This is a genomic window from Haloarchaeobius salinus (genome assembly GCF_024464185.1).
In the GTDB taxonomy this organism is placed as follows: Archaea; Halobacteriota; Halobacteria; order Halobacteriales; family Natrialbaceae; genus Haloarchaeobius; species Haloarchaeobius salinus.
This window is the reverse complement of the sequence record NZ_JANHAU010000002.1, coordinates 69,003-93,014: the sequence shown is the minus strand read 5'-3', so window position 1 is coordinate 93,014 and position 24,012 is coordinate 69,003. Positions and strand designations below refer to the sequence as shown.

The following is a 24,012-nucleotide window of genomic DNA, read 5'->3' as shown; positions in this document are numbered from 1 at the left end:
GAGCGGCGCGCACCCGCCCACCGACGCTCTCCGCGAGCGAACCCACAAGGAACGCCTTATACGTCCGCGCAGACAACGTGTGACCATGATTTTCGAGAACCTCCCGACGACCCCCCGGTCGGAGGAGCTCATCGACAAGGCGTTCTCGCGGGCGGCCCGCTCGGGGCGAGCCAAGTCCGGGCACGAGGCCCAGACCTCGATGCTCCAGACGGCGTCGAACATCCTCTCCGACAACATGGAGAACGTCGTCACGGCCTGGCCCGACTTCGACACGGTCGACCCGTTCTACTACGAGCTCGCCGACGCCATCGTCGACGTCGACGAACTGCGGCAGTCGCTCAGCGAGGTGAGCTGGGCGGCACGCAAGACCGCCGAGATCCGCTCGGAGTACGAGGGCCGGATGCGACGCAACGACGTCGACACCGCGCGCAAGCTCCGCAAGCAGGCCTTTGCTCGGCTCGCCGACGTCGTCGAGGAGGTCGAGGACGACCTGCTCCGCATCGGCGAGGCACGCGACGACCTGAAGACCCTTCCCGACATCGACCCCGACGCGCCGACCATCGTCGTCGCCGGCTACCCGAACGTCGGCAAGTCCTCGTTCGTCAACACCGTCACCCGGGCACGTGGCGAGACGGCGTCCTACCCCTTCACGACGAAGGGCATCGGCGTCGGTCACTTCGAGCGCGACCGCATCCGCTACCAGGTCGTCGACACTCCGGGGCTCCTCGACCGGCCCGCCGACGAACGCAACGACATCGAACAGCAGGCCATCTCCGCGCTCACACACCTCGGTGACTGCCTCCTGTTCATGGTCGACGCCAGCGGCGACTGCGGCTACCCGCTCGACGCACAGCTGGCGCTCCGCGACGCCGTCGCCGACGACTTCGAGGACGTCCCGCTGCTCACCGTCTGCAACAAGTCCGACCGCTCGCGCGACGTCGACGCCGACCTGTACATGAGCATCACCGAGGACGAGAACGTCCAGGGGGTCCTCGACGCCGCCGTCGAGGCCGTCGACTACGAGCTGGAGCTGCCGTTCGAGGAGTCGAACTAGGCCAGCCGCGCGAGAATCTGGTTCTGCACCGGGGCCGCAGGGAGCGACGAACGGCGCGGCTCCGTCGACCCGTGCCCACGCTCCGACACCGTCACCGCGTCGATGTACCGCACTTCGACGACGAGCCCGTCACCGTTCTGGAGCATCGCCGCAAGCCGGTCCGGAAGCTGCGGGTACGCCTGTCCGGGCGGCCTCGCGACCGTGACGACGATACGTTCCGGCCGTGGGTCGAACGCACGCTCGTAGACGTTCTCCTCGTGGACGAGTTCGACGTCGACCAGCGTCGCCTCCGGGTACTCGTCGACGGTCTCCTCGATGCCGGCTCTCATGTCGTCCTCGATGGCCGCCGTCGTGTAGGACATGTAGGTCACGCCGCCGAGGAACACCGAGAGCACCGCGATGGAGGCGACGAGCACCGCGATGCGCTGGAGCGTCACGGTCCGGGCCTCGTCCGTCCGGAACCACTGGTCGGGGCGGTAGCCCGCGTACCAGAGCGTCGCGGTGCCGGCGAGGTTGATAGAGAGGACGTTGACGAGCACCAGGACGCTCGCGCCGAGCACCACAAGTGGGAGGCCGTAGGCGATTCCGATGCCGATGACGGCCGTCGGCGGGATGAGCGCCACCGCGATCATGACGCCGACGAGCGACGCCGAGACGCCGGACCGGAGCGAGGTCGCCCCCGCGACACCGGCCCCGATGGCGACCGCGAGCGAGAGGAAATCCGGGAGCAGTCGCTCGCGGACCTGCCCGATTCCGGTCACGTCCATCGGCGGGATGAGGTGTACCTCCTTGAGCACCACCGCGAAGACGGCGGCGGCGAGGATGGCCACGACGACCCCGAGGAGCTGGAGCCGTGCCCCCCGCGTGAACAGGTCACGGTCGTCGAGAACGGTGCCGACGCTGGCCGCCATCGCCGGGCCGATGAGCGGCGCGATGACCATCGAACCGACGACGACGGCCGCCGAGTCCAGCAATATCCCGGCGGTGGCGATGACGGCGCTCACGACGGTCAGCAGGACGTACGTCGAGATATCCGGTGCCATCTGCTGCGCCTGGGCCTTCAGCTCCTCGCGCGAGATGCGGCCGCTCGTCTCCTCGTCCTCGGCGTACTCATCGCTGAGCCGCTCGAACTTCTGCGAGACGACCGTCTCGGCGTCGAGGACGACCGTGTAGGACTCCCGCTCGATACCCGCCTCCCTGAGCCGTTCGAGGATGGGTTCGACCGCCTCCGTCGGGAGCGGGAACGAGACGACCGCGGTGTACTCCCGACCGCTCACCTCGTCCGTGAGCGCGTACTCGACGCCCGCGTCGTCGAGCGCGTCGAGGACGGCCCGGCGCTTGCCCGCCGGAATCATGACCTGGACGAGTCGCACGTCACCTTCGACGCAGAACGAGCAGAAAAATCCCGTGGGTCAGGGGAGTCGGAGCTACGTCACGTGATGTGGATGGCGAGCAGGCGACGCACGACCGCCCACCGGACGACGCGTCGCACACCCGCTCGGCGTCCGGTGGCGGCAGGTCAGAGCACGCCGCTTTTGGCCCCGCGTTCCCGGATAAACCCTCGCCCATCAGGCCCACGACGCGACGTACCGCTTCCAGAACCGGAACAGCACGCGAACCGCGGCGAACGCCTGTCCGTCGCGGTGGAACCGGTACGTGCTGTACGCCGTGACGAGGAGACCGACGACGGCACCGACACCGAAGCCGAGCAGCGCCACGCGGACGGACCACGGGACGACGCCGAGGGAGAGCAACGAGAGAACACCGAACGCGATGCCGAAGGAGAGACCATCGAGGAACCCGAACGCGAGTGCGGCGACGTGGTCCGCTGCGGAGGCCATGCTCGCGCTGTCGAACGCGGGACACGTCACTCTGTGGGACCGACGCGGCCGACGAGACACCCTTTTGCCCCTCGGGCGGATACGGACGTCCATGTTCGAGAACCGTCCGAACTGTGCCCACGAGGTCGTCTTCGTCGGGCGGTCAAACGTCGGCAAGTCGACGCTCATGCGCGAGATCACCGGCCACTCCTTCGACACCGGCGGGAAACCCGGCGTCACCCGCGAGCCCAACCACTACGACTGGTCGGCCCACGACTTCGTCGTCACGGACCTGCCCGGCTTCGGCTTCATGTCCGGCGTCGAGGCCGACCGCCGCGAGGCCATCAAGGACGACATCGTCGCCTACCTCGAGGAGTACGCCGACAACTTCCTCGCCGCCGTCCTCGTCGTCGACGGCAAGAGCGCGGTCGACATCATCGACCGTCACACCACCGAGGACGAGGTCCCCTACGACGTCGAGATGTTCCACTTCCTCCGCGAACTCGGCGTCCCCACGGTCGTCGCCGTCAACAAGATGGACAAGGTCGACGACCGCGACGAACGCCTCGACGACCTCTGTGACCGCCTCGGCCTCCACCCCCCGTGGCAGCAGTGGCAGGACATCGTCGCCCCCATCACGGCGAAACAGGGCCGCATCAACGCCCTCAACGAGGCCCTCCGCGACCACCTCCACGCACAGAACCACGACGAGCTCTTCCAGTACTTCTGAGCCGACGGGGCTAACTACCCCCGTCGGAAACGAGGCAGTGATGACAGACGTGCCACACTACGTCGTCAACGTCGAAGCTGCGATTTACCGCGACGGCGACTACCTCCTCGTCGAGCGCGCTGCCGACGAAGACCACGCGAGCGGCCAGCTCGCCCTCGTCGGGGGCAAGGTCGAGGGGACCGCACACGAGACCGGCACCTTCGAGAGCACCATCCACCGCGAGGTCCGCGAGGAGGTCGACGTGGGCGTCACCGACCTCACCTACGTCCAGAGCAACGCGTTCGTCGCCGACACCGGCGCGGAGTGCCTGAACGTCGTCTTCCTCGCACGACACGACGAGGACGAGCCGGTCGTCGCCGCCCCCGAGGAGGTCGCCGCCGTCCACTGGCTCGCGCCCGGAGCCGTCGAGAGCCACCCCGACTGCCCGGAGTGGACCGCCGCGTTCGTCTCCCTCGCCGAGGAGCGACGGCAGTCACTGGGCTGGTAGCGTCTCGCAGAATGGGGCGGCTCGGATTGAGTGCCTCGTCACACGGGGCTCGGTGGGGGTAACCCTCGTCACCGCCGCCCGCCCGGAACTAGTCGGACCGACGGTTTCTCACTTGCGACTCCGGCCGACGGTTGAAGTACGAGAACGCGACCAGCACCGGCATCACCTGACGAACAGCCCACGACGGTCGAGGCGGGTGTGCGACGAGCCGTCGTGTGTAGCCGAGTCGCCTGTCAATCACGCCACTCGGAGAGTGCCGACAGTTCGTCGGCTACGGCGTCGACGTCACCGGGAGAGAGTTCGCCGCGCTCGGTGACGAACGCGTCGACGAGGTGAGCAGGGGTCTCGTCGAAGACCGGGTTGAACACCGAGACGGGGGCGTCACCGTCGTACACCGCCGAGCGACGGCCACTCTCGACGTTGACCGACGGCTCGGTGTGGATCTTGTCGGTCGACGCGACGACGTAGCAGGGCACCTCCTCGTGAGCGGCCGCGACGGCGGTCGTGCGCGTACCGACCTTGTTGACGACGACGCCATCGGGGAGGATGGTGTCGGCACCGACGAGCACCGCGTCCACCTCGCCGTCGACGATGGCCTGCGCGACGGCGGCGTCGGGCAGCAGCGTGACGGGGCAGTCGCCGACGAGTTCTTCCGCGACGCCGACGCCTTCGCCGCCGGGCTCGGACGTCGCGACGAGGACCTCTTCGGGATCGCCCTCCGCGAAGGCACGGCGGACGGTCCCCGACCGCGACAGCGTGAGGACGGTGCGGTCGCTGACGAGCGCCCCGGCCCGCACGGCCGCGTCGGTGTCGGCGGTGACGGCGCGGTGGATGCCGTCGGTCGCCGCCTCACGCACTGACGCGACGGTCCGGTCCGATTCGGCGAGGGCGCGGTTCACCCTGTTGTGCAGGACCGCCATGCTCGGTCGCGAGCGGGAGAGCCGCCGGCCGAGGTCGGCGAGCTCGTCCCACGCGTCGGCGTCGGACCCGTCCTCGGCGACGAGCGTCGCGGCCCGGTCGCGCAGCACCTCGAGCGCCCGGATGGAGAGATACGACGCGCCGTGCTCGTCGTCGGCGGTGACGCTCCGGACGGAGGGGGCGACGCGTTCGTAGGTGGGCCACAGTTCGGGCACCACGTCGCGCTCGAACATCGCCGTCGGCGGGACCCACTCGAAGGCGTCGTGCTCCTCGCTCGTCGTCACCTCGCGCGTCGTCACGTCGAAGAGGAACGGGTGGACCACCCACGTGCGGTCGAGGTCGTCGTCGTCGACCCGGACGGGGTTCCCGGCCCTGGCGAGCGTCCGCTCCGTCCCGTCGATGCCCGTCTCCTCGTCGATCTCGGTCTCGACCTGTGTCTCCGGGTCGCCCTCGGCGTAGCCGGAGACGCCGCCCCAGCGTCCCCGGTACGTCCCGACGGCGTCGCTCCGCCGCAGCAACAGCACCTCGCCGTCGTGCCGCAGGAACGCCGTCACGACGTGCGTCTCCTCGCTCATGCGTCGATGAACGCAAGCCAACGGTGTGAGTGTTGTCATCGCGTTCGATTCGGGGAGGGCGGTGACAGCCGACACGGGCGGGGCTTTCCACCACCGGGGCGCTTTTGTCCGGGCCTCCGGAACGGACTGGTATGGAGCTACTGGCGGTCCCGGACGTGCCGGAGATACGCGAGGGCGACGACCTCGCGGCCGTGATACCGGAGCGGTTCGACCTGCGTCCGGACGACGTGGTGGTGGTCGCGTCGACGGTCGTCTCGAAGGCGGAAGGACGGTTCGCAGAGCTCGCGGACTTCCCCGACGGCCCCCGGGCCCGCGAGATTGCCGGACGGCTGGAGGACATCACGGGCGACGAGAAGGACCCGCGGTTCGCACAGGCCGTCCTGGAGGAGTCGACGGAGCTGCTGATGGAGGCCCCGTTCCTGCTCACGGAGACGAAGTTCGGCCACGTCGGCGTCAACGCGGGCATCGACCGGTCGAACGTGCCGGGCCACGACCTGCTGTTGCTGCCGGAGCGGCCGAGCGAGAGCGCCGCCCGCATCCGGGAGGGGCTCCCGCACGGGAACCCGGTCGTGGTTACTGACACGTCGGGGCGGCCGTTCCGGCACGGACAGGCCGCCGTCGCCGTCGGCTGGGACGGGATGCCGGGCAACCGGGACTGGCGCGGCGAGCACGACCGCGACGGCCGCGAGCTGGGAGTCACCGTCCAGTGCGTCGTCGACGAGCTCGCCGGCGCGGCGAACCTCGTCGCGGGCGAGGGCGACGGCGGCAAGCCTATCGTCGTCGTCCGTGACTGGGCGTTCGGCGACCACGACGGGCACGACTCGGTGTTCCGGGACGTGGACAGCGACTTCGTCAGGCAGGCGCTGCGGGGGTGGGAGTTCGACGATGCGTAGACTCGGCATCGAACTCACGCCCGAGCACCCGACCGCGGAGATCGTCGAGACGGCCAAGGCCGCCGAGGACGCGGGCTTCGACACGGCGTTCGTCTCCTCGCATCACTTCAACCGCGACCCGTTCGTCGTCGCCGACCGGGTCGGGCGGGCGACCGACCTCGACGTCGGGCCGGGGGTGGCGAACCCGTACGAGACGCATCCGGTCTCGCTGGCGACCCGGATGGGGACGCTCGACGAGACGACGGACGGGCGGGCCGTGTTCGGTATCGGTGCGGGCGACCGCTCGGCGCTGTCGAACCTCGGCTACGAGCACGACCGGCCGCTCCGGCGCGTGCTGGAGACGTTCAAGGTGGCACAGCGGCTCTGGAACGGCGAGCAGGTCGACCACGACGGCACGTTCACCGCCCGGAGCGCCGAGCTGAACTTCGACGTGGGCGAGGTGCCGGTGTACGTCGGCGCGCAGGGGCCGCACATGATCCGGATGGCGGCGAAGCACGCCGACGGAGTCCTGCTCAACGCCTCGCATCCGCGGGACTTCGAGTGGGCGGCCGATCGTGTCGCGGAGGGGCTGGACGAGCGCCCCGACTCCCGCGGCGAGTTCGACTTCGCGGCCTTCGCGAGCGTCAGCGTCGCCGAGGACGAGGCGGCGGCACGTGCAGCGGCTCGACCGCCGGTCGCGTTCATCGCGGCGGGTGCCGCGGAGCCGGTGCTGGACCGCCACGACGTCGACCACGAGGTCGCCGCCAGGGTCGGCGAGCACCTCTCGGCGGGCTCGTTCGACGACGCGTTCGCTGCAGTGACAGAGCGGATGCTCGATGCGTTCTGTATCGCGGGGACGCCGGAGCAGGTCGGCGCGCGGATAGCGGAAGTGTCGACCTACGCGGACAGCTTCGTTGCCGGGAGCCCGCTGGGGCCCGACCGGTCGGTCGCGCCTACGCTCCTCGCGGGGGCTCTCGGGAGAGCGAGCGGGCGAGACCGCTGAGGAGGCCACCGGCGGCCAGCAGGCCGAACGCACCGGCTGCAAGGCCGGTCAGCACGGCACCGACGGCCATCAGCGCGATGGAGAGCGGGTCGCCGTTGGCGGCGACCTGCCCGAAGCCTTCGACGAGCTGCTCGACGTTCGCGACCGGGTCGGTCTGGAGTGCGACCGTCTCGATACTGAGCATACGCGACGGTTCGAGCGGGAGTACTTGGTTCTGTCCGTTGCCCTCAAGGGTGTTCCACCCGTACGAGAGACCATGACACGAGACGCCTCGCTGACGGAGTTCGGGGTCGGCGGGGACGACGAGGAGCCAGCGGACGGCACCACAGGTTCGGAGAGCCCCGACGGCGAAGCGACAGCGGAGTCCGGAACCATCGGCGGTCGCGACGCTCCGGATCCGGTCCGGCCGACATCGCGCTGGAGCGTCGACCCCCGGCCGTGTACCGACTGTGGCTCCCAAATCCAGCGTGCGTGGACCGAGGACGGCCGGCTGCTCTGTAGCGACTGCAAGGACTGGTAACCAGCCGGTAACCTTTGGCAGAGAGTAGCACGGCAACGTTACAAGTCCGGGAATGCTACACGTGCACACACATACCCGGCGAGGTCACCAGCGACCGGACACTAAAACCGCGACTATGGGCAACAAAAAAACTATCCCGTTACCCCACCCAGACCGAGGTAGCAGCCCTCCAGACGGACACGAGCGGTCGGAAGCACCACCATGACGGACGCCAACACTCCAGACGCTTCACACCAGCCGAGTCGACCAGAGACCACCACGGACGCACTCCCCGTGGACGAGGCCGCACAGGTCAGTCGCGACGTCCTCGCCAACGTCGAGGACGTCATCGTCGGCCACCCGGAGGAGATCGAGCACGTCTTCACCGCGATCCTCGCCCGTGGCCACGTCCTCCTCGAGGACGTCCCCGGCGTCGGGAAGACGATGCTCGCTCGCGCCATCGCGGCGTCCATCGACTGTTCGTTCAAGCGCGTCCAGTTCACGCCGGACCTGCTCCCCTCGGACATCACCGGGGTCAACGTGTTCAACCAGAAGACCCGGGAGTTCGAGTTCCAGAAGGGACCGGTGTTCGCGAACATCGTCCTCGGTGACGAGATCAACCGTGCGCCGCCGAAGACCCAGTCCGCACTCCTCGAGGCGATGGAGGAGGAGCAGGTCACCGTCGACGGGACGACCCGGAAGCTCCCACAGCCCTTCACCGTCATCGCGACCCAGAACGCGGTCGAGCCGAACCGCACCTACGAGCTCCCGCTCGCCGAGGTCGACCGCTTCATGAAGAAGCTCAACCTCGGCTACCCCTCGCAGGCCGAGGAGTCCGAGATGCTCGCCCGCGTCGTCGGCGACCACCCCATCGACTCGCTCGCCCCCGTCACCGACATCGAGACCGTCAGGCGCGCCCGTCGGACCGTCGCCGAGGTGACGGTGAAGGAGCCCGTGCGGAACTACGCGACACGCATCTCCGAGTTCACCAGAGAGCACGCGAAGCTCGGTGTCTCCCCGCGTGGGACCATCGCGCTCCTGCGTGCGGCACAGGCACGTGCGGTCCTGCGCGGTCGTGGCTACGTCATCCCCGACGACATCCAGGCCGAGGCACCGCGCGTGCTCTCCCACCGCATCAGGCTCGCCGCGAGCGGCCCCCGTGACCAGGGCGTCCAGGTCGTCGAGGAGGCCATCGAGACCGTCCCCGTCGAATGAGACTCACCAGACGCGGCATCGGCGCGGTCGTCCTCCTCGTCGTCACCGTAGCGATGGCGGTGCAGTTCGGGTCGCGTCAGCTCGGTGCCATCGTCATCCCGGTCGTCGTCGCCTGTCTCGGCGCGGTCATCCAGATCGCCCTCACCGGCCGTCCAGAGGTCGAGCGCGTCGTCCCCGACGCCGGCCACATCGGCGAGACCAGACCCGTCCGGCTCCGCTTCGACGTCTCATCGCCGGTCGCCGCACGCGTCGTCGACGAGACCCCGTCCGCCCTCGGCGCGACTGGGAACGTGTTCGATACGACCGTCGGCGACACCGTCCTCGAGTACGACGTCGAGTACCTCGCCCGCGGCGAGCACGAGCTCGGCCCGCTCACCGTCACGGTGACCGACGTGCTCGCGCTCGCGAAACGCACCTACAGCTACAGCATGTACGACTCCGTCCTCGTCTACCCCCGCGTGTACACCCTCACCGGGTCGACCAGACACGACCTGAACCTCCTGCCCGAAGGCGGCTTCGACCACAACCGCGAGGAGTTCGACCGGCTCCGGGAGTACGACCGCGGCGACTCGCTGCGCGACGTGCACTGGAAGTCGAGCGCGAAGCGCCCCACCGACGACCTCGTCGTCAAGGAGTTCCTGGCCGAGACCGACCTCGGTGACGTTCGCATCGCCGCGGAGGCCGCCGACGGCTGGGACGACGACATGGCAGAGGCGGCCGCGAGCATCGCGCTCTACCTGCTGGACAACGGCATCGCCGTCGGCATCGCGACCCCGAACGGCGAGCTCGAGGTCGCCGCCGGCGCGGACCAGCGCGAACGCCTGCTCAGCCTGCTCGCGACCGTCGGCCCCGGACAGGTTCCCGAGCACTACCGCGAGGAGGCCGACATCCGCATCACCGCGAGCGAGGGCACCGCCGTCAGCGTCCGGATGCAGGACAGCGAGGTGCCGTTCGAGCAGTTCGTGAGCGACGACGTGCCCTCGAGCCGCGAGGTGGCGGCATGAGCGCACCGACCGCCTACCGCGCCCGGAACGAGAGCGAGATCGACGACTCGGTCGACTGGTTCCGGCTCTGTGCCCTCGGTGGCCTCGCCGTGATGACCGCGACCTGGGTCGCGGTGCTGTACGACCTCACCATCACGCTCGGCGGCTCGATACCGCTGCTGCTGCTGGTGACCGGCTCCATCGCGCTCGCCGCGGTGCTCTCGCGGCTCATCGGCGAACGGGTCGCCGCCCTCCTCACGGTAGGTCTGCTCGTCGTCTCCTACGGCTCGTACATCCTCTCGACGCCGAACGGCCTGGAGCTGCTCGTCCAGGCGTGGGACAAGATCATCGCCGACTCCATCTCGCTGCTGACCGGGCTGACCATCCTTCGCCTGCGCGAGGCACAGCTCTGGGTGCTCGGGTTCGCGCCCGCCCCGGCCTTTTTCTCGTGGTACCTGGCGTTCCGGCGGCGGTACGTCCTCTCGGCCGTCGTCGGCGGGCTGGCGTTCCTCGTGCTGGTGCTGACCGGCGACGCCGCCACCGCGTTCAACGGCGGCTGGCTCCAGCGCGGGATGCTGTTCGGCGCGACGCTCGGCGGCATCGCGATGGTCGGCTTCGGCGAGCTCGAACGCCACGGCGGCTCGGTCCTGCAGGCGGACGTGCTCGTCATCCTCTTCACGCTCATGCTCATCGGGTCCGCCATCCAGCTCCCGTTCACCGGCACGGCACTCCGGCTCGTCGACGGCGGACCGACGACCGTCGAAGGCAGCCTGACGAGCTCGCCCGGCGAGACGGTCATCCAGGGCGACATCGAGCTCTCCCCCGAGGTCCGGTTCACCGTCACCGCGGACGACCCCGAGTACTGGCGCGTCGGTGTCTACGACCGCTTCACCGGCGGTTCGTGGCTCAGAACCGGACAGTCCCAGGCGTACAGCGGACAGCTGGAATCACCACCGGGTGAGACGGAGACGGTCTCACAGCTCGTCCGGATGCACTCCCGGACGAACGTGATGCCCGCGGCGAACCAGCCCGTCCGGGTCGAGGGACAGGTCCGCGAGTACACCCAGGTGACCGGCCACGGCAGCCTCCAGTCCACCGTCACGTTCCAGCCCAACGACACCTACCGCGTCGTCAGCGAGGTACCCGACGCCGAGGAGTCGACGCTCCGGAACGCCGGCACCGACTACCCTGCTGCGGTGCGGCAGGTGTACCTCACCGACGACAAACAGCCGGACTTCTCGAACGAGTTCGAGTCGCGCACCCAGGATATCGTCGACGAGGCCGGCGCGGAGAACCCCTACGAGACCGCCGTCGCCATCGAGGACTGGCTGGAGGAGAACAAGGAGTACTCGCTCGACGTGAACCGGCCGAGCGGCAACGTCGCCGAGTCGTTCCTGTTCGAGATGGAGCAGGGCTACTGCGTCTACTACGCGACCACGATGACGATGATGCTCCGCGCACAGGACATCCCGGCCCGGTACGTCGTCGGCTACACGCCAGGCCAGCAGGTCGACGAGAACCAGTGGGTCGTCCGCGGGCTCGACTCGCACGCCTGGGTCGAGGCGTACTTCCCCGACGTGGGCTGGGTCAGGTTCGACCCCACCCCCGGCGGCCCCCGGAGTGACGCCGAGGTCGCGACCATCGAGGAGGCCAGAGACGGTGGCGACGGCCAGATAGACGTCGGCGGGAGCGAGGACGCCCCGCTGACGACGACGACCGCCATCCCGACCAACCGGCCGACCGACAACGGTACCGACGGGAACGAGACGTTCCGCGACCCCGACCTGCCGGGCGTCGGCTCCGACAACCTCGGTGGCCCCGTCAACGGCACCGGCGCGACGCCGGGCGCGACCGTCGGTGAGACGGAGGGCGGCGACGGTCCGGACGGCTTCACCCCCGAACAGCAGCGCTACGCCGCCTTCGGGCTCGTCGCGATGGTCGGCCTCGCCGCCGGTGCCCACCGTGCGGGCGCGACCCGGGCGGTCCACCGCGCCGCGAAGCTGCGCTGGCAGGGGACGAGGCGCGAGCCCGAGACCGACATCGAGCGTGCCGTCGAACGGCTCGAGCTGATGCTCGAACGTCGCTACAGCCCGCGGAAACCGAGCGAGTCGCCGTCGCAGTACGTCGAGCGGCTGTCCGTCGCCGGCGTCGACAGACGTGCCGACCGCGTGGTCGAACTCCACGAGAAAGCGGTGTACGGCCCCGGCGTGAGCCGGGAGGAGGCGAACGAGGCCATCGAACTCGTCGACGAGATGGTCCGCTCGAACACACCCATCCTCCGTCGGTTCGCCGGGTGACCGGCACCACCGCCGCGACGCCCGATTTGTTGCGCACCCACCCGATAGTGTTTAATATGGCGAATTCGTAGGTCCAACCTGTAATGTCGGAAGTCTGCTCGACGTGCGGACTGCCCGAGGAACTCTGCGTCTGCGAAGACGTTGCCAAGGGCGACACTGAGATAACCATCCGCATTGACGAGCGAAGATACGGTAAAGAAGTAACGGTGATAGAAGGGTTCGACGCGAAGGACGTCGACCTCGACAGCCTCTCGTCGGACCTCAAGTCGAAGTTCGCCTGTGGGGGCACCGTCGAGGACAACCACATCGAACTCCAGGGGAATCACTCGGGCCGCATCGAGGACTTCCTCCGCGAGCGCGGGTTCAACGTCGCCTGACCCAACGGCTTCGCTTTTCCGGCTCTCTCGGCGTCGAGCGGCCGCGCTAGAACGGCGTGTCGCCCGCCTCCTCGGCGCGCTCCAGCTCCCACTCCCAGGCGGTGAGCCCGCCGGCCATGCTCTCGACGGTGCCGTCGAACCCCTCGTAGGAGGCGATGAGCCGGGCGGCCTGCACGCTCGACTTGCCGTGCGGGCACACCGTCACGACGTGGTCGTGGCCCGCGACGAGCTCGACCTCGGTCGGGAGCCGCTGGAACGGCAGGTTCGTCGAGCCGGGGATGTGCCCGCGCTTGAACGCCAGCTCGTTCCGGATGTCGACGACGAGCGGGTCGTCGCCGTCGTCCAGTCGCTCCTTTACCTCGTCGGGTCGGATCTCGCCGTCCATCGTCACGAGTGTACGCCCGGACGGAGGTAAGCCTGCTGGACTGCGAGGGTTCAAGACAGAAGGGGCGGCCAGACGCGGCGATGCAGTGACGACGGCCCGCGTCGGCCACGGCGGGTGTGCAGCGCACCGGCGCGGGAGTAGCGAGCGCCGCCTGTCCGCCCCCCAGACCAGCGCCAGGAGTGCCCTACAGCAGGCCCTCCTCCTTCGCGAGCAGCACGCCCTCGACGGTCGCGTCGTTCGTCGGCGGTGCACGCGCCCGGTCGAGTGCCTCGTCGACCGGCACGGTCCGCACCGTCAGGAACTCGTTGCTGTCGAGCTCGCGCTCGGCCGGCTCCAGCCCCTCCGCGAAGACGATGCCGCGACGGTGCCGGAGCACGCCGGTCGAGCACCAGAACTCCTGGAGCAGCGACACCCCCGCGGGGTCGAAGCCCGTCTCCTCCCGCAGCTCGCGCGCTCCCGCGGTCGTGTACGACTCGCCGTCCTCCACGATGCCCGCCGGTAGCTCCAGCTGTGTCTCGCGGATGGCCGGGCGGTACTGCTCGACGAACAGCACCTGGTCGTCGACCACGGCGACGACGACGACCGCGTCCGGCAGCTCCGCCCAGTAGTACCGCTTCTCGCTACCGTCGGGCTGTGTCAGGAGGTCGTAGCCGCCGGTGTACCAGCCGGTCTCGTACTCGGCGACCGACTCCTGCAGCGTCCACTCGTCGGGATCACTCATCGGTCTCCCGTGTGAGTTCCAGGCGGTAAACCGTGCCGTTGTGCTGGACGAAGGCCACGTCGTCGTCGACGGCGTCGGGCGAGCGCGTCCGGAGCGCGCCGAACTCGTCGAACGGCGAGTGGGTGAACGCCCCCTTGATGCCGACCGGACCCTCGTAGTAGCTCCCCGACCGGCCGTCCTCGAGCGCGGCGGACAGGTACGGGTACTGTCGCTCGGAGAAGTTCGTCACGTCGACCGTGGCGTGGTCGCTGTCGACCTCGGTCGCCGTCACGTAGTACGGGTCGCCGCTCGCGAGGAGGGAGGGCAGCGCACCGAGCGCCAGCAGCGCGAGGACCAGCCCGACCAGGAGCAGCAGGTAGCGCTGTCGCATACGCGGCGGTTGGGACGGGACGAGTAAGGGGGTTTCGTCACAGCCGCTCGTGGTAGATCCGCCCGAGCGCCTGCCGGCGGAGCGTGTCCACCGCGGCGTCCTCCTCCGCGGCGAACGTCGCGGCGACCGCCTCGTCGGCAAAGGGTGCCACGTGCCAGGCGACGTTCCCGACGTGTTCGCTTCCCGTCTCGTGGACCTCGCCGTCGAACTCGTCGGCCCAGTCCTCGTACTCCTCGCGGGTGCCGACGTGGACGGCGAGCTCGGCCGCAAAGAGCACGTCGCGGGCCGTCTCCACCACGTCCGCGTCGACGCGCTCGCGGTACTCCTCGCGGTCGAAGCGCATCGACTTCGCGACCTCCTTGACGACGAGCTGTGCGGTCGGCCCGACCCCCTCGTACACCTCGCGAGCGGTCTCCTCGGTCTCGGGGCGCAGCTCTCCGACGGTGTGCATACCTGAACAGGGGACCGGGAACGGTTACTCGCTTTCGGTGTCGGTCTCGCCCGCCGCGTCCTCGCGTTCGGTTGTGGCGTCCTCGCCGTCCTCGTGCATCTGCCGGGTCAGCTCTCTGGCCTCCTGCAGAACCTCCTCGTGGTCCGCCGTGGCCGGCCCAGGGTGGCTGTCACGGACGCCCTCGGCGACCGCGTCCTCGAAGCTGCCGTGCTGGTGGTCGTGGCCGTCGGTCGTGTCCTCGAACACCTGCTCGAACTCGGTCTCCGGCACCGCCTCGGCGACGACCGGCCCGAGCGCCTCGGGGCTCGAGGACTCCCACTCCGGTGCGTGCTCCGCGAGCCAGTCCTCGTGTGCGTCCCCGTGGAGCATCGCGGTGAACGCGAGGTGGTTCGCCAGATGCTCGGCGTCAGCGTGTGGCACCGAACAGACCGGACACTCGTATCCCATGTGCGTGGGCAAGTGTTCGGGAGGAAAGCCCTTTGCGCTTCTCACAGGTCTCTGACCATCACGAGCGCGTCCTCGCCGTCGTCGTAGTACCGGGGGACGCGCCGGAGCGCCTCGAACCCGAAGTCCTCGTACAGCGAGCGGGCGGGCTTGTTGCCGACGCGGACCTCCAGCTTGACCGAGGTGGCGTTCAGGGTCGCGAGCGTCGCGAGTGCCCGCGCGAGCAGCCGGCGACCGATGCCCTCGCCGCGGCGCGACTCGTGGACCGCGAGGTCCTTGACGTGGCCGAGCGAACGCCCGTGGTTCGGGATGGTGTCGGCGACGACGTAGCCGGTGACCTTCCCCCCTTCCGTCGCGACGAGGAACCCAGGCTCGTCGAGGAACCGCTGGAAGGCGTCGAACGGCCACGGCTGCGGGAAGACGGCCTTCTCGATGCGGAAGACGGCGAGCAGGTCCGCGTGCTCGGCCCGCCGGATGTGGAGGTCGTCGTCCTCGGCGTCCCGTGTGACGGTCGTCACGACCCGACGGTACGGCCGGCGCGATTATCAATCACGTGGGTGCCCGCCCGGAAGGCGGCGTAGAGGAGACAGACGCCGAGGACGATGACGGCCACGTCGACGACGGTCGCGAGCAGCCCCAGCGCGACGATGAGCGTGGTCGCACACGCCGGCGGGTGGACCGTCCCGGTCGCACGCATTCCGACCGCGGTGGCCGCGAGGGCGAGCACGCCCGCGAGTGCGACACGACCCTGCGCGGGGGCGAACGCCGCGGCCTCGGTCTGGACGACGAGACCGACGGCGACGGCACGGTGGGCGAGCAGCCCCGCGAGCGCGCCGACGACGTGGCCACCGACGACGCGCCGGGGGCCGGGGTCCTGCCCGTTCGTGAGCACGAACGCCGTCGGTCCGAGACTCGGGAAGACGAACGCCGCACCCGAAGCCCAGGCGACGGCGGCCGGGATCGCGAGCAACAGCCCGGCCAGTGCGTGCTTCGGGGAGTCCATCGAACCGGTGTTGTCACTCGCCCGTGTTGAGCGCGTCGAAAGAACGAGGTCGGTGCTGCAGTCGCGAGTGCGAGCTCAGTCGTCCGCGGGGGCCGCGCCGTCGCCGCCCTGGGCGCGCTGCTTCGTCCACGGGAGCTTGCCGCCGACCGCGAGCATGTCGCGCTCGCGCTCGGAGGCGTCGAGCGTCGCGGTGAACTCCCAGTCGTCGTTCACGCTGACCGTGAACTCCTCCTGGCCGGACTCGACGCCCTCGCGGATGTCGTCGACGACGGTGAGCTCGTCGCCCTGGTCGATCTTCGCGTAGGCGTCCTCGTCGATGATGAACGGGACGATGCCGAAGTTGAACAGGTTCGCCTTGTGGATGCGGGCGAAGCTCTGTGCGAAGACGGCGTCGATGCCGAGGTACATCGGACACATCGCGGCGTGCTCGCGCGAGGAGCCCTGGCCGTAGTTCTCGCCGGCGACGAGGACGCCACCGTCGGCGGCCTCGGCGCGCTCGGGGAACGTCTCGTCGATGCGGGTCAGGGTGAACTTCGCGTACTCCGGGATGTTCGACCGGTACATCAGGGCGTCCGCGTTCGCGGGCGTGATGTGGTCGGTCGTGATGTTGTCCTCCATCTTGAGGAGGTTCTCACCGGAGAGCTCGGCGTCGAGTGCGTCCTTCAGCGGGACGTCCTTGATGTTCGGGCCCTTGACGAGCTCGTCGTCGACGGCCTCGTCGGGCGTGATGAGGTCGGCCTTGGAGCCGTCGTACTCGTCGGGGAGCTCGAAGCCGGGGTCCTCGAGGTCGCCGAGCTCGTCGGCGAGGTCGCGCGGGTCGATGATCTCGCCCTTGAGCGCGGCGGCGGCGGCGACCTCCGGGGAGCAGAGGTAGACGGAGTCGTCGTCGATGCCGGAGCGGCCCTCGAAGTTGCGGTTGAAGGTGCGCAGCGAGACGGAGTCGCTGGCGGGGACGTGGCCGATGCCGATACAGGCACCACACGTCGCCTCGGAGAAGTTGACGCCGGCGGCCATCATCTCGGCGACCCAGCCGTCGCGGGCGAGCATCTCGCTTGCCTGCTTGCTGCCGGGCGCGACGATCATCTCGGTCTTCTTGTTGATCTCGCGGCCCTCGACCATCTTCGCGGCCGGGAGGATGTCCTCGTAGCCGCCGTTCGTACAGGAGCCGATCATGACCTGGCTGACCTCGACGCCCTCGACCTCGCGGACGGGGACGACGTTGTCGGGCATGGACGGCTCGGCGATGAGCGGTTCGAGGTCGGAGAGGTCGACGACGATCTCGTCGTCGTACTCGGCGTCCTCGTCGGGACCGATCTCGACGAAGTCGCCCTCGCGGTCCTGGCGGGCGAGGTAGTCCTTCGTCTTCTCGTCGGTCGGGAAGATGGAGGAGGTCGCGCCGAGCTCGGTGCCCATGTTGGTGATGGTGGTCCGCTCGGGCACGGAGAGCGTCTCGACGCCCGGCCCGGTGTACTCGAGCACCTTGCCGACGCCGCCTTTTACGGAGAGGCGACGCAGCATCTCGAGGATGACGTCCTTCGCGGTCGCCCACGCGGGGAGCTCGCCCTCGAGTCGGACGTTGACGACCTCGGGCATCTCGATGTAGTACGGCGCACCGCCCATCGCGACGGTGACGTCGATACCGCCCGCGCCGATAGCGAGCTCACCGAGTCCGCCCGGGGTCGGCGTGTGCGAGTCCGACCCGAGCATCGTCTTGCCGGGCGCGGCGAAGTTCTCCTTGTGGACGTTGTGGCAGATACCGTTGCCGGGGCGAGAGAAGTGTGCCCCGTAGGTGCCGGCGGCCGACCGGAGGAAGCGGTGGTCGTCCGTGTTCTTGAAGTCGAACTGGTATGTCTGGTGGTCGCAGTACTGCGCGGCGATCTCGGTCTGGACCTCGTCCAGCCCCATCGCCTCGAACTGCAGCCAGACCATCGTTCCCGTCGTGTCCTGTGTGAGGACCTGATCGATCTCGATACCAATCTCCTCGCCGGTTTCGAGTTCCCCCTCGACGAGGTGGTCATCGAGAATCTTCTCTGTAAGCGTCTGTCCCATAGCAAGGTGAAGTTCGGCCGCCCGCGACCATAAATCCCGCGTGTTTTGGATGGACGACCGTGCGGTTTTCGGGGCCGTGGCTGTCGATTCGCGCAATCCTTGCCGGCGCGGAGAAACGGCAACACCTTTGCCGGTATCGGACGGGCGTCGGAGTATGTACCGTTCCGGGCAGTTCGTCGCGGAGCACGTGTCGCCGACGACCGACGACCAGGTCCAGCCCAACGGCGTCGACCTCACCGTCGAGACCGTGTTCGAGCAGCGCGAGCCGGGGCGCATCCGGCACGAGGGCAAGGAGATCGGCGAACGGCAGGAGATCGAGTCCGAGCAGTACACCGACGAGGGGACGCCGACGTACTACCTCGAGGCCGGCACCTACGTCGCCCGCTACGGCGAGCAGATCGCCATCCCGTCCGGCCACGTCGGCTTCGTCTACCCGCGCTCGTCGCTGATGCGCAACTCCTGCATGCTGAACACGGCGGTCTGGGACGCCGGCTACGAGGGACGCGGCGAGGGCCTGCTACAGGTCCACCACGACGTCGAGATCGCCGAGGGGGCGCGCATCGCCCAGCTGGTGCTCGCCGAGGCCGAACACGTCGAGGAGTACGACGGCAGTTACCAGGGCGAGAACCTGTAGCGCGGCGGAGCGCGACCGCTGCGGTTACAGCGCGAGGTTCGCGTCGGAGCCGTTGCCCGCCATCCCCGCACACGGCCCGTTACCGTTGCTGCCGACGGCGGCCCGTGGTAGCTCGATGGGGTGGCTCGTGTTGAAGTCGGAGAAGCGCATCGAGACGGTGAGATCGACCTCCCGCCCGCTGGCGAAGTAGGTCGCGTTCATGTCAGACCGGAGGAGCCGTTTGGACTCCGTGTCGACGTACTGCGTGTAGGTCACGCCGGTGAACTCGACGTCGGACCCGGTGTCCCCGAGCAGCGTCTGTACGGCATCGTCGCTCGGCTCGACGACGATGACGTGGACGTCCTGTCCGCGGTACGTGTCGTTGGAGAGACGCGCGCTCGAGCTGTTGAGGAGCTCGGTGAGCACGCTGACGTTCGTCCCCGAGCGCCACGGGCTACGGTCGACGGTGGACTGCTCCCAGCTACCGCCGAGTTCGAGGCACTGCTGTTCGCCGAAGACGTAGGCGGTCGAGCCCTGTCTGGTCCGCGAGGAGTTCGTCCGGACGGTCGTCACGCTCTCGGAGACCATCCGCTGGGCGGCGACGTCGACGGTCCCGCTGGACTCGGTCACCTGCTCGTTGTCCTGGAACTCGACGGCCGTCACCATCGAGTAGTTGTACGAGTCGATGGACGCCATCTCGTTGGCGACCTCGCTCCGGATCTCCTGTCCCTCGCCGGGGCCGTCGCCGTCCTGGTCGCCGGGACCGCCGCCGATGGCGGTGCAGCCGGCGAGCGCGACGAGGAGGGCGAGCGCGAGCGGGACGAGGACGTGGGTTCGTGTGGACATTGCGGGTCGGTCGTTGCGGCGAGGGTTGCGGCCACGTCGCTACAACCTTTTTGGTCCGACCTCGCCGTCGGGGCGATCACCGGCGGATGGGGGACTACTGCCCCTCGAAGTACAGGTGGTGGTGGGCCGCACAGCCCGGGTTGAACGCGCCACCGCAGTCCGCACACGTTCCGGGCGCGGCGAGGTACTCGTTCGCGGTGAGAGTCGCACCGCAGCGGCCACAGAGCGCCGCGACCTCGTCGAACCGGTCGCGTGGCCACGGCTCGCGGGCGTGGTCGGTGACGGCGTCGTGGCACTCGAAACAGGGGAAGAAGCGTCCGCAACAGCCAAAGCGCAGCGCCAGCACGTCGTACTCCTCGTCGTAGTGTACACAGCGCGTCTCGGCGTCGACCGAGACGCCGAAGACGTGGTGCTCGGCGATTCGTCGCACGGGGAGAACGTGGGGCGGCGACGACACCTCTCTTGCGGTTCGTGGCGTCTCCGTGACGGCGCGAATCGGGGCGTTCCAGACGAGCAGCCCGACACTCGGTCGAGTGCGGCGGGGACCGATAACGGACCCGCCGACGAACGAGCTGCTACTCCTCGATGTGGTCGGAGAGCGTCTCGCGGACAAGCGTCTCCATGCCGCGCCGCAGACGTTCGGAGGCGGCCTGTCCGGAGACGCCGACCTCGTCGCCGAGGCCCCGGAGCGTGGTCTCCCGGGGGATGTCGAAGTAGCCGACATCGACGGCCCGGGAGAGGATCTCGCGCTGGGCGGGCGTGAGGTCGGCGTCCGCCGTCGTCCGGCCGACCTGCCCGCTGTGGATGGATTCGACGGTCACCGACAGCTCCGCCGCCTCGCAGGCGCGACGGAACGAGCCGAACGCGTCGCGGTCGGGGAACAGCATCTCCATCGTCCAGCCGGAGTCGTCACAGGTCGCGTCGACGAGGACGCCGTGGAGGTCTATCAAGCGGGCGTACAGGTCGACACAGGGGACGTTCTCGGGGACGACGACGCAGTAGAGTCGCTGCGAGCGCTCGTTCGCGAGGACGGTGAACGTCTCGACGGTCGGGTCGAGCGCCAGCGCGTCTTCGAACTCGTCGAGCGACTCGCCGCGCGCCCAGAAGACGACGCGCAGCGGGACGGTCGGCGAGGAGTCGAGCTTCTCGATGTCGAGACTGAGGTCGGGGACGGCAGAGAGGGCCCGGTCGAGGAGTGGGGAGTCGAGAGTGAATTGGACGAACATTAGCGTGGCTACCGGCGGGAGTCAGCAGTGGATGCGCGCTGCAGTCGGACCACGGTTCCGTAGTCGGAAGGACATGACGTAGGTGTGACCACTACTACTCGCTGGAGGTCATACCCATATATCAATGGTGCCTGAATATACAGGTTTTTCGTTGGTTTCCGCCGGGAGTGCTGAACCCGGGGCAGTGTATCAAAACACCAATAGTTGAACTTTCGAGGCGTGTCCTTGGATAGAACACAGAACCCGATTGCCGGTGAGACGCAACTCATTTGTTTCGGTTCGAAATAGGTACCGTGTGTACCGTCCGCCGAACCCCGTGCGCCTTTGCATCCTCTGGATCGGGCTCGCGCTGGCCCGCCTCGGCCTCGTCTCCCGTGAGCACGTGCGCCGGACGACGGACCTCGCGTGGCCGCGCATCGTCACGGGTCTCGCGCGGATGTCGAAGAGCGCCGTCGACGTGGCGATGGTCGGCGTCGCCGTCGGCCGCACCGCCATCGCCGGCGTCGGCTTCGCCTCCCCGTACTGGGGTGTCGCCTTCTCGCTCGGCGGCGGCTTCGCCGCGGGGACCATCGCCCTCGTCTCACAGCGCTTCGGCGGCGAGGCCTACGACGAACTCGGCGACGCAATCCGGGCGAGTGCGCTCCTCGTCGTCGCCGTCACCCTCCCCGTCACCGTGCTGTTCTGGTCGATCCCGTTCGAACTCGTCGACCTGCTGTCGAGCGAGGCCCGACCGACCGAGCTCGGCGGAGCGTACCTCAAGATCCTCGCCCTCGGGGTCCCCTTCGCCGGGCTGAACCTCGTCGGGAGCCGCATCTACATCGGCCTCGACGACGCCTGGACGCCGATGGTGCTCCGGGCCGGTGGAGCCGTCACCAACATCGCCCTCAACGCCGTGCTCATCTTCGGGCTCGGTCTCGGGGTCGAGGGCGCGGCGTGGGGCACCGTGCTCTCGAACGCACTCATCACCGGCGTCTTCGCCGTCGCGCTGGCCGCCGGCCGGCTCCCCCTGCTCGGCGACCTTCCGGTGCAGGTCTCGCCCACCGGCTCCTACGCCGTCCTCGGGGACCTCCGCGACCTCGTCCGCATCGGCCTGCCCGTCGTCGGGCGCAACCTCGTCTGGACCGTCGCCAAGTTCCCCATGCTCGCCATCGTCGGGCTGTTCGGCTCGACGGTCGTGGCCGCGTACGTCATCAGCCGGCGCATCTGGGGCCTGATGAACACGCCGGGCTGGGGCTTCGGGCTCGCCGCCAGCAGCCTCGTCGGGCAGGAACTCGGCGCGGGCGACGAGGCCGCCGCGGAGTCCTACGCCCGCGACATCGTCGCGTTCTCCGTCGCCACCTACGCCGTCGCGGCCGTCATCGTCGCCGTCTTCGCCGAGCCCATCGTCGGGCTGTTCGTCGACAGCCCGAGCGACACCGCCATCCCCGTCGCACGGGGGCTCGTCTACGCCGCCTGCGTCGCCGTCATCGCCGGCGGCGTCAAGGCCGCGACCGCCGGCCCGCTCGACGCCAGCGGCGACACCCGCTGGCCGTTCTACAGCCAGGCGATCGGGATGTTCGGCGTCGCCATCCCGCTCGCGTACCTCGGGGCGGTGACGCCGCTCGGCATCTGGGGACTCTACCTCTCCTTCCTCGCGGAGACGATCGTCCCCGCCGCCATCAACTACTGGCGGTTCTCCACGGGCAAGTGGAAGGCCATCAGCCGCGAGTACCGCCCCGACCAGCCCGTCGCCGACGACTGACCTCCTCAGCCCCACTCCTCGTCGTACGCCGACAGCAGCCGCTCGTTCCCCGCCCGCAGGAAGCCGGCGTCGTAGCCCATGACGCCGAAGTCGAAGCCCAGCTCGGCCCACGTCCCGAACCGGCCCGGGTCCGTCGCGAACACGCCGACCGGAATCCCAGCCTCCTCGGCGGCCTCGACGACCGTCTCGACGGCGTCCTCGAACGCGTCGGCCCCGTACTCGAGCGGTACGTCGAGCGCCACCGAGAGGTCCGCCGGCCCGACGAACAGCGCGTCGATGCCCTCGACGGCGGCGATCTCCGCGGCGTTCTCGAGCGCCGGCAGGGTCTCTATCTGGACGATCCTCGTGAGCGCGTCGTCCGCCCCGTCGAGGTACGCGGGCAGGTCCGCGCCGAACCCGGAGGCCCTAGTTCCCGCGGTACCGCGGATGCCCTCGGGCGGGTACGTCGACGCCGCGACCACCGCCTCGGCGTCCGCGGCGGTGTCGATTCTGGGCACCATCAGCCCGCCGACGCCGGCGTCGAGTGCCCGCTTGATCACCACCTCGTCGTTGCCCGGCACCCGGACCAGCGGGACGGTCTCGCCCGGCGCGGCGTCGATGCCCCTGACGAGGTCGCCCAGGTCGGAGACGTCGGTGGGGGCGTGCTCCATGTCCACGCAGACGAAGTCGTAGTCGTGCCTGGCCGTGAGCTCGGCGACCTCGCCGTGCGGGATGGAGACCCAGCCGCCAGTTACCTGCTCGCCGCTCCTGAACTGGTCCTTCAGTCGGTCGAATCGCTGGAGGCGTTCCATGCCGGGCGTTCGGAGAGAGGTGTGAAGGGTGTTTGGCTGGCGGTAGGTATGCAGGAAAACGGACCCGACGGGACTCCCGCGAGTGAGCGTTAGCGAGTGAGTGGGAGTCCCGTCGGGAGAGCGACCGAAGTGAAACGAGGGAACGGACCCGACGGGATTTGAACCCGCGACATCTTGGTCCGGAACCAAGCACTCTGTCCACTGAGCTACGGGCCCTCACCTACGCATAGCCCACCCGCTGTGATAACCGTTGTGAACTGGACATTCTGCCGGTATCGGGGATATAAGACAGCAACATAAACCCGACGGGACCGAGGGAACGCGGAGCGTTCGCGGGGGTCGTCGGGGGACCGACCGAAGTGAAACAAGGGAACGGACCCGACGGGACTCCCGTTCGCTCGCTGGCGCTCGCTCACGGGAGGTTGTCAGAGCTTGCTCTGACAGAATTTGAACCCGCGACATCTTGGTCCGGAACCAAGCACTCTGTCCACTGAGCTACGGGCCCTCACCTACGCATAGCCCATCCGCTGTGATAACCGTTA

The 24,012-nt window shown here is 69.0% G+C and carries 28 protein-coding genes and 2 tRNA genes; 12 read left to right on the top strand and 18 right to left on the bottom strand.

Annotation, left to right across the window (positions count from 1 at the left end; all coding sequences use genetic code 11):
- Window positions 1-85 precede the first annotated feature (85 nt).
- On the top strand, window positions 86-1,054 hold the full coding sequence (locus NO345_RS06985; protein WP_256297783.1) for an NOG1 family protein: 969 nt from the start codon (window positions 86-88) through the stop codon (window positions 1,052-1,054).
- Here the strand turns inward: NO345_RS06985 and NO345_RS06980 are convergent.
- Together NO345_RS06980 and NO345_RS06975 are read right to left on the bottom strand one after the other, a co-directional pair.
- Window positions 1,051-2,427, bottom strand: a complete 1,377-nt coding sequence (locus tag NO345_RS06980; protein WP_256297781.1) for a TIGR00341 family protein — start codon at window positions 2,425-2,427, stop codon at window positions 1,051-1,053. The genes NO345_RS06985 and NO345_RS06980 overlap by 4 nt on opposite strands.
- Before the next feature lie 195 nt (window positions 2,428-2,622).
- Complete coding sequence (locus NO345_RS06975; protein WP_256297780.1) at window positions 2,623-2,895, bottom strand: hypothetical protein; 273 nt, start codon at window positions 2,893-2,895, stop codon at window positions 2,623-2,625.
- A 91-nt stretch (window positions 2,896-2,986) separates the two neighbouring features.
- Between NO345_RS06975 and engB the strand changes: the two genes are divergently transcribed.
- Together engB and NO345_RS06965 are read left to right on the top strand one after the other, a co-directional pair.
- Entirely contained in the window at window positions 2,987-3,604 is a 618-nt protein-coding gene (gene engB, locus NO345_RS06970) for a GTP-binding protein EngB (RefSeq protein WP_256297778.1), read from the top strand.
- 40 nt (window positions 3,605-3,644) lie between these two features.
- Window positions 3,645-4,091, top strand: coding sequence for an NUDIX domain-containing protein (locus NO345_RS06965; protein ID WP_256297776.1), 447 nt, complete (start codon window positions 3,645-3,647; stop codon window positions 4,089-4,091).
- Window positions 4,092-4,324: 233 nt separating this feature from the next.
- Here the strand turns inward: NO345_RS06965 and NO345_RS06960 are convergent, their stop codons facing one another.
- Complete coding sequence (locus NO345_RS06960) at window positions 4,325-5,584, bottom strand: eIF2B alpha/beta/delta subunit family protein (RefSeq protein WP_256297774.1); 1,260 nt, start codon at window positions 5,582-5,584, stop codon at window positions 4,325-4,327.
- A gap of 131 nt (window positions 5,585-5,715) precedes the next feature.
- Here NO345_RS06960 and NO345_RS06955 point away from each other — a divergent pair, with 131 nt between their 5' ends.
- Together NO345_RS06955 and NO345_RS06950 are read left to right on the top strand one after the other, a co-directional pair.
- A complete protein-coding gene (locus tag NO345_RS06955; protein ID WP_256297772.1) occupies window positions 5,716-6,477 on the top strand; it encodes a coenzyme F420-0:L-glutamate ligase in 762 nt (253 codons plus the stop codon).
- Entirely contained in the window at window positions 6,470-7,459 is a 990-nt protein-coding gene (locus tag NO345_RS06950) for a 5,10-methylenetetrahydromethanopterin reductase (protein WP_256297770.1), read from the top strand. Before NO345_RS06955 ends, NO345_RS06950 begins: the two co-directional genes overlap by 8 nt.
- On the opposite strand, the gene NO345_RS06945 is transcribed toward NO345_RS06950, so the two are convergent.
- A complete protein-coding gene (locus NO345_RS06945; RefSeq protein WP_256297768.1) occupies window positions 7,410-7,643 on the bottom strand; it encodes a DUF8024 family protein in 234 nt (77 codons plus the stop codon). The genes NO345_RS06950 and NO345_RS06945 overlap by 50 nt on opposite strands.
- Before the next feature lie 72 nt (window positions 7,644-7,715).
- Here NO345_RS06945 and NO345_RS06940 point away from each other — a divergent pair, with 72 nt between their 5' ends.
- From NO345_RS06940 to yciH, 5 genes are all read left to right on the top strand, one after another.
- Window positions 7,716-7,979, top strand: a complete 264-nt coding sequence (locus tag NO345_RS06940; protein ID WP_256297766.1) for a DUF7573 domain-containing protein — start codon at window positions 7,716-7,718, stop codon at window positions 7,977-7,979.
- A gap of 201 nt (window positions 7,980-8,180) precedes the next feature.
- Complete coding sequence (locus NO345_RS06935; protein WP_256297764.1) at window positions 8,181-9,173, top strand: AAA family ATPase; 993 nt, start codon at window positions 8,181-8,183, stop codon at window positions 9,171-9,173.
- A complete protein-coding gene (locus tag NO345_RS06930; RefSeq protein ID WP_256297762.1) occupies window positions 9,170-10,177 on the top strand; it encodes a DUF58 domain-containing protein in 1,008 nt (335 codons plus the stop codon). Before NO345_RS06935 ends, NO345_RS06930 begins: the two co-directional genes overlap by 4 nt.
- On the top strand, window positions 10,174-12,453 hold the full coding sequence (locus NO345_RS06925; RefSeq protein WP_256297760.1) for a transglutaminase TgpA family protein: 2,280 nt from the start codon (window positions 10,174-10,176) through the stop codon (window positions 12,451-12,453). Before NO345_RS06930 ends, NO345_RS06925 begins: the two co-directional genes overlap by 4 nt.
- Window positions 12,454-12,536: 83 nt before the next feature.
- Window positions 12,537-12,830: a stress response translation initiation inhibitor YciH gene (yciH, locus tag NO345_RS06920; protein ID WP_089733931.1), complete on the top strand. Its 294-nt coding sequence runs from the start codon at window positions 12,537-12,539 to the stop codon at window positions 12,828-12,830.
- Between the two features lie 46 nt (window positions 12,831-12,876).
- On the opposite strand, the gene NO345_RS06915 is transcribed toward yciH, so the two are convergent.
- The 8 genes from NO345_RS06915 to NO345_RS06880 form a co-directional block, all read right to left on the bottom strand.
- Window positions 12,877-13,215: a rhodanese-like domain-containing protein gene (locus tag NO345_RS06915; protein ID WP_256297753.1), complete on the bottom strand. Its 339-nt coding sequence runs from the start codon at window positions 13,213-13,215 to the stop codon at window positions 12,877-12,879.
- A gap of 184 nt (window positions 13,216-13,399) precedes the next feature.
- The gene (locus NO345_RS06910; RefSeq protein ID WP_256297751.1) at window positions 13,400-13,936 is read right to left on the bottom strand and encodes an NUDIX hydrolase; all 537 of its coding nucleotides are present in this window, start codon (window positions 13,934-13,936) and stop codon (window positions 13,400-13,402) included.
- A complete protein-coding gene (locus tag NO345_RS06905) occupies window positions 13,929-14,306 on the bottom strand; it encodes a hypothetical protein (protein ID WP_256297749.1) in 378 nt (125 codons plus the stop codon). The genes NO345_RS06910 and NO345_RS06905 overlap by 8 nt, the downstream gene beginning before the upstream one ends.
- 37 nt (window positions 14,307-14,343) lie before the next feature.
- Window positions 14,344-14,757 carry a DUF5809 family protein gene (locus NO345_RS06900; RefSeq protein ID WP_256297747.1) on the bottom strand — a complete coding sequence of 138 codons (414 nt, stop codon included), beginning with the start codon at window positions 14,755-14,757 and terminating at the stop codon, window positions 14,344-14,346.
- A 24-nt stretch (window positions 14,758-14,781) separates the two neighbouring features.
- Entirely contained in the window at window positions 14,782-15,204 is a 423-nt protein-coding gene (locus NO345_RS06895) for a DUF5810 domain-containing protein (RefSeq protein WP_256297745.1), read from the bottom strand.
- A gap of 41 nt (window positions 15,205-15,245) precedes the next feature.
- Entirely contained in the window at window positions 15,246-15,719 is a 474-nt protein-coding gene (gene rimI / locus NO345_RS06890; protein ID WP_256297743.1) for a ribosomal protein S18-alanine N-acetyltransferase, read from the bottom strand.
- Window positions 15,716-16,204: an HPP family protein gene (locus NO345_RS06885; protein WP_256297741.1), complete on the bottom strand. Its 489-nt coding sequence runs from the start codon at window positions 16,202-16,204 to the stop codon at window positions 15,716-15,718. Before NO345_RS06885 ends, rimI begins: the two co-directional genes overlap by 4 nt.
- A 75-nt stretch (window positions 16,205-16,279) precedes the next feature.
- Entirely contained in the window at window positions 16,280-18,253 is a 1,974-nt protein-coding gene (locus NO345_RS06880; RefSeq protein ID WP_256297739.1) for an aconitate hydratase, read from the bottom strand.
- Window positions 18,254-18,407: 154 nt separating this feature from the next.
- Between NO345_RS06880 and NO345_RS06875 the strand changes: the two genes are divergently transcribed.
- The gene (locus NO345_RS06875) at window positions 18,408-18,887 is read left to right on the top strand and encodes a deoxyuridine 5'-triphosphate nucleotidohydrolase (protein WP_256297737.1); all 480 of its coding nucleotides are present in this window, start codon (window positions 18,408-18,410) and stop codon (window positions 18,885-18,887) included.
- 24 nt (window positions 18,888-18,911) lie between these two features.
- On the opposite strand, the gene NO345_RS06870 is transcribed toward NO345_RS06875, so the two are convergent.
- The 3 genes from NO345_RS06870 to NO345_RS06860 all read right to left on the bottom strand — a co-directional run bounded on the left by NO345_RS06870 (window position 18,912) and on the right by NO345_RS06860 (window position 20,938).
- Window positions 18,912-19,712 carry a hypothetical protein gene (locus NO345_RS06870; protein ID WP_256297735.1) on the bottom strand — a complete coding sequence of 267 codons (801 nt, stop codon included), beginning with the start codon at window positions 19,710-19,712 and terminating at the stop codon, window positions 18,912-18,914.
- 94 nt (window positions 19,713-19,806) lie between these two features.
- On the bottom strand, window positions 19,807-20,142 hold the full coding sequence (locus tag NO345_RS19785) for a CHY zinc finger protein (RefSeq protein ID WP_256297733.1): 336 nt from the start codon (window positions 20,140-20,142) through the stop codon (window positions 19,807-19,809).
- Window positions 20,143-20,287: 145 nt separating this feature from the next.
- Entirely contained in the window at window positions 20,288-20,938 is a 651-nt protein-coding gene (locus NO345_RS06860) for a helix-turn-helix domain-containing protein (RefSeq protein ID WP_256297731.1), read from the bottom strand.
- Between the two features lie 295 nt (window positions 20,939-21,233).
- Between NO345_RS06860 and NO345_RS06855 the strand changes: the two genes are divergently transcribed.
- Complete coding sequence (locus tag NO345_RS06855; protein WP_256297730.1) at window positions 21,234-22,679, top strand: MATE family efflux transporter; 1,446 nt, start codon at window positions 21,234-21,236, stop codon at window positions 22,677-22,679.
- Between the two features lie 5 nt (window positions 22,680-22,684).
- Here NO345_RS06855 and NO345_RS06850 read toward each other — a convergent pair whose 3' ends face one another.
- The 3 genes from NO345_RS06850 to NO345_RS06840 form a co-directional block, all read right to left on the bottom strand.
- Window positions 22,685-23,470 (bottom strand): HpcH/HpaI aldolase family protein, encoded by a 786-nt coding sequence (locus tag NO345_RS06850; RefSeq protein ID WP_256297728.1) that lies wholly within the window; start codon window positions 23,468-23,470, stop codon window positions 22,685-22,687.
- A gap of 143 nt (window positions 23,471-23,613) precedes the next feature.
- Window positions 23,614-23,686, bottom strand: a tRNA-Arg gene (locus NO345_RS06845).
- A gap of 157 nt (window positions 23,687-23,843) precedes the next feature.
- Window positions 23,844-23,975: transfer RNA gene (locus tag NO345_RS06840), tRNA-Arg, on the bottom strand.
- Window positions 23,976-24,012 lie beyond the last annotated feature (37 nt).

Coding starts and splice junctions, on each gene's coding strand:
- NO345_RS06985 (WP_256297783.1), top strand. CDS start 86: ATGATTTTCGAGAACCTCCCGACGACCCCCCGGTCGGAGGAGCTCATC.
- NO345_RS06975 (WP_256297780.1), bottom strand. CDS start 2,895: ATGGCCTCCGCAGCGGACCACGTCGCCGCACTCGCGTTCGGGTTCCTC.
- engB (WP_256297778.1), top strand. CDS start 2,987: ATGTTCGAGAACCGTCCGAACTGTGCCCACGAGGTCGTCTTCGTCGGG.
- NO345_RS06965 (WP_256297776.1), top strand. CDS start 3,645: ATGACAGACGTGCCACACTACGTCGTCAACGTCGAAGCTGCGATTTAC.
- NO345_RS06960 (WP_256297774.1), bottom strand. CDS start 5,584: ATGAGCGAGGAGACGCACGTCGTGACGGCGTTCCTGCGGCACGACGGC.
- NO345_RS06955 (WP_256297772.1), top strand. CDS start 5,716: ATGGAGCTACTGGCGGTCCCGGACGTGCCGGAGATACGCGAGGGCGAC.
- NO345_RS06950 (WP_256297770.1), top strand. CDS start 6,470: ATGCGTAGACTCGGCATCGAACTCACGCCCGAGCACCCGACCGCGGAG.
- NO345_RS06945 (WP_256297768.1), bottom strand. CDS start 7,643: ATGCTCAGTATCGAGACGGTCGCACTCCAGACCGACCCGGTCGCGAAC.
- NO345_RS06940 (WP_256297766.1), top strand. CDS start 7,716: ATGACACGAGACGCCTCGCTGACGGAGTTCGGGGTCGGCGGGGACGAC.
- NO345_RS06935 (WP_256297764.1), top strand. CDS start 8,181: ATGACGGACGCCAACACTCCAGACGCTTCACACCAGCCGAGTCGACCA.
- NO345_RS06930 (WP_256297762.1), top strand. CDS start 9,170: ATGAGACTCACCAGACGCGGCATCGGCGCGGTCGTCCTCCTCGTCGTC.
- NO345_RS06925 (WP_256297760.1), top strand. CDS start 10,174: ATGAGCGCACCGACCGCCTACCGCGCCCGGAACGAGAGCGAGATCGAC.
- yciH (WP_089733931.1), top strand. CDS start 12,537: ATGTCGGAAGTCTGCTCGACGTGCGGACTGCCCGAGGAACTCTGCGTC.
- NO345_RS06915 (WP_256297753.1), bottom strand. CDS start 13,215: ATGGACGGCGAGATCCGACCCGACGAGGTAAAGGAGCGACTGGACGAC.
- NO345_RS06910 (WP_256297751.1), bottom strand. CDS start 13,936: ATGAGTGATCCCGACGAGTGGACGCTGCAGGAGTCGGTCGCCGAGTAC.
- NO345_RS06905 (WP_256297749.1), bottom strand. CDS start 14,306: ATGCGACAGCGCTACCTGCTGCTCCTGGTCGGGCTGGTCCTCGCGCTG.
- NO345_RS06900 (WP_256297747.1), bottom strand. CDS start 14,757: ATGCACACCGTCGGAGAGCTGCGCCCCGAGACCGAGGAGACCGCTCGC.
- NO345_RS06895 (WP_256297745.1), bottom strand. CDS start 15,204: ATGGGATACGAGTGTCCGGTCTGTTCGGTGCCACACGCTGACGCCGAG.
- NO345_RS06885 (WP_256297741.1), bottom strand. CDS start 16,204: ATGGACTCCCCGAAGCACGCACTGGCCGGGCTGTTGCTCGCGATCCCG.
- NO345_RS06880 (WP_256297739.1), bottom strand. CDS start 18,253: ATGGGACAGACGCTTACAGAGAAGATTCTCGATGACCACCTCGTCGAG.
- NO345_RS06875 (WP_256297737.1), top strand. CDS start 18,408: ATGTACCGTTCCGGGCAGTTCGTCGCGGAGCACGTGTCGCCGACGACC.
- NO345_RS06870 (WP_256297735.1), bottom strand. CDS start 19,712: ATGTCCACACGAACCCACGTCCTCGTCCCGCTCGCGCTCGCCCTCCTC.
- NO345_RS06860 (WP_256297731.1), bottom strand. CDS start 20,938: ATGTTCGTCCAATTCACTCTCGACTCCCCACTCCTCGACCGGGCCCTC.
- NO345_RS06850 (WP_256297728.1), bottom strand. CDS start 23,470: ATGGAACGCCTCCAGCGATTCGACCGACTGAAGGACCAGTTCAGGAGC.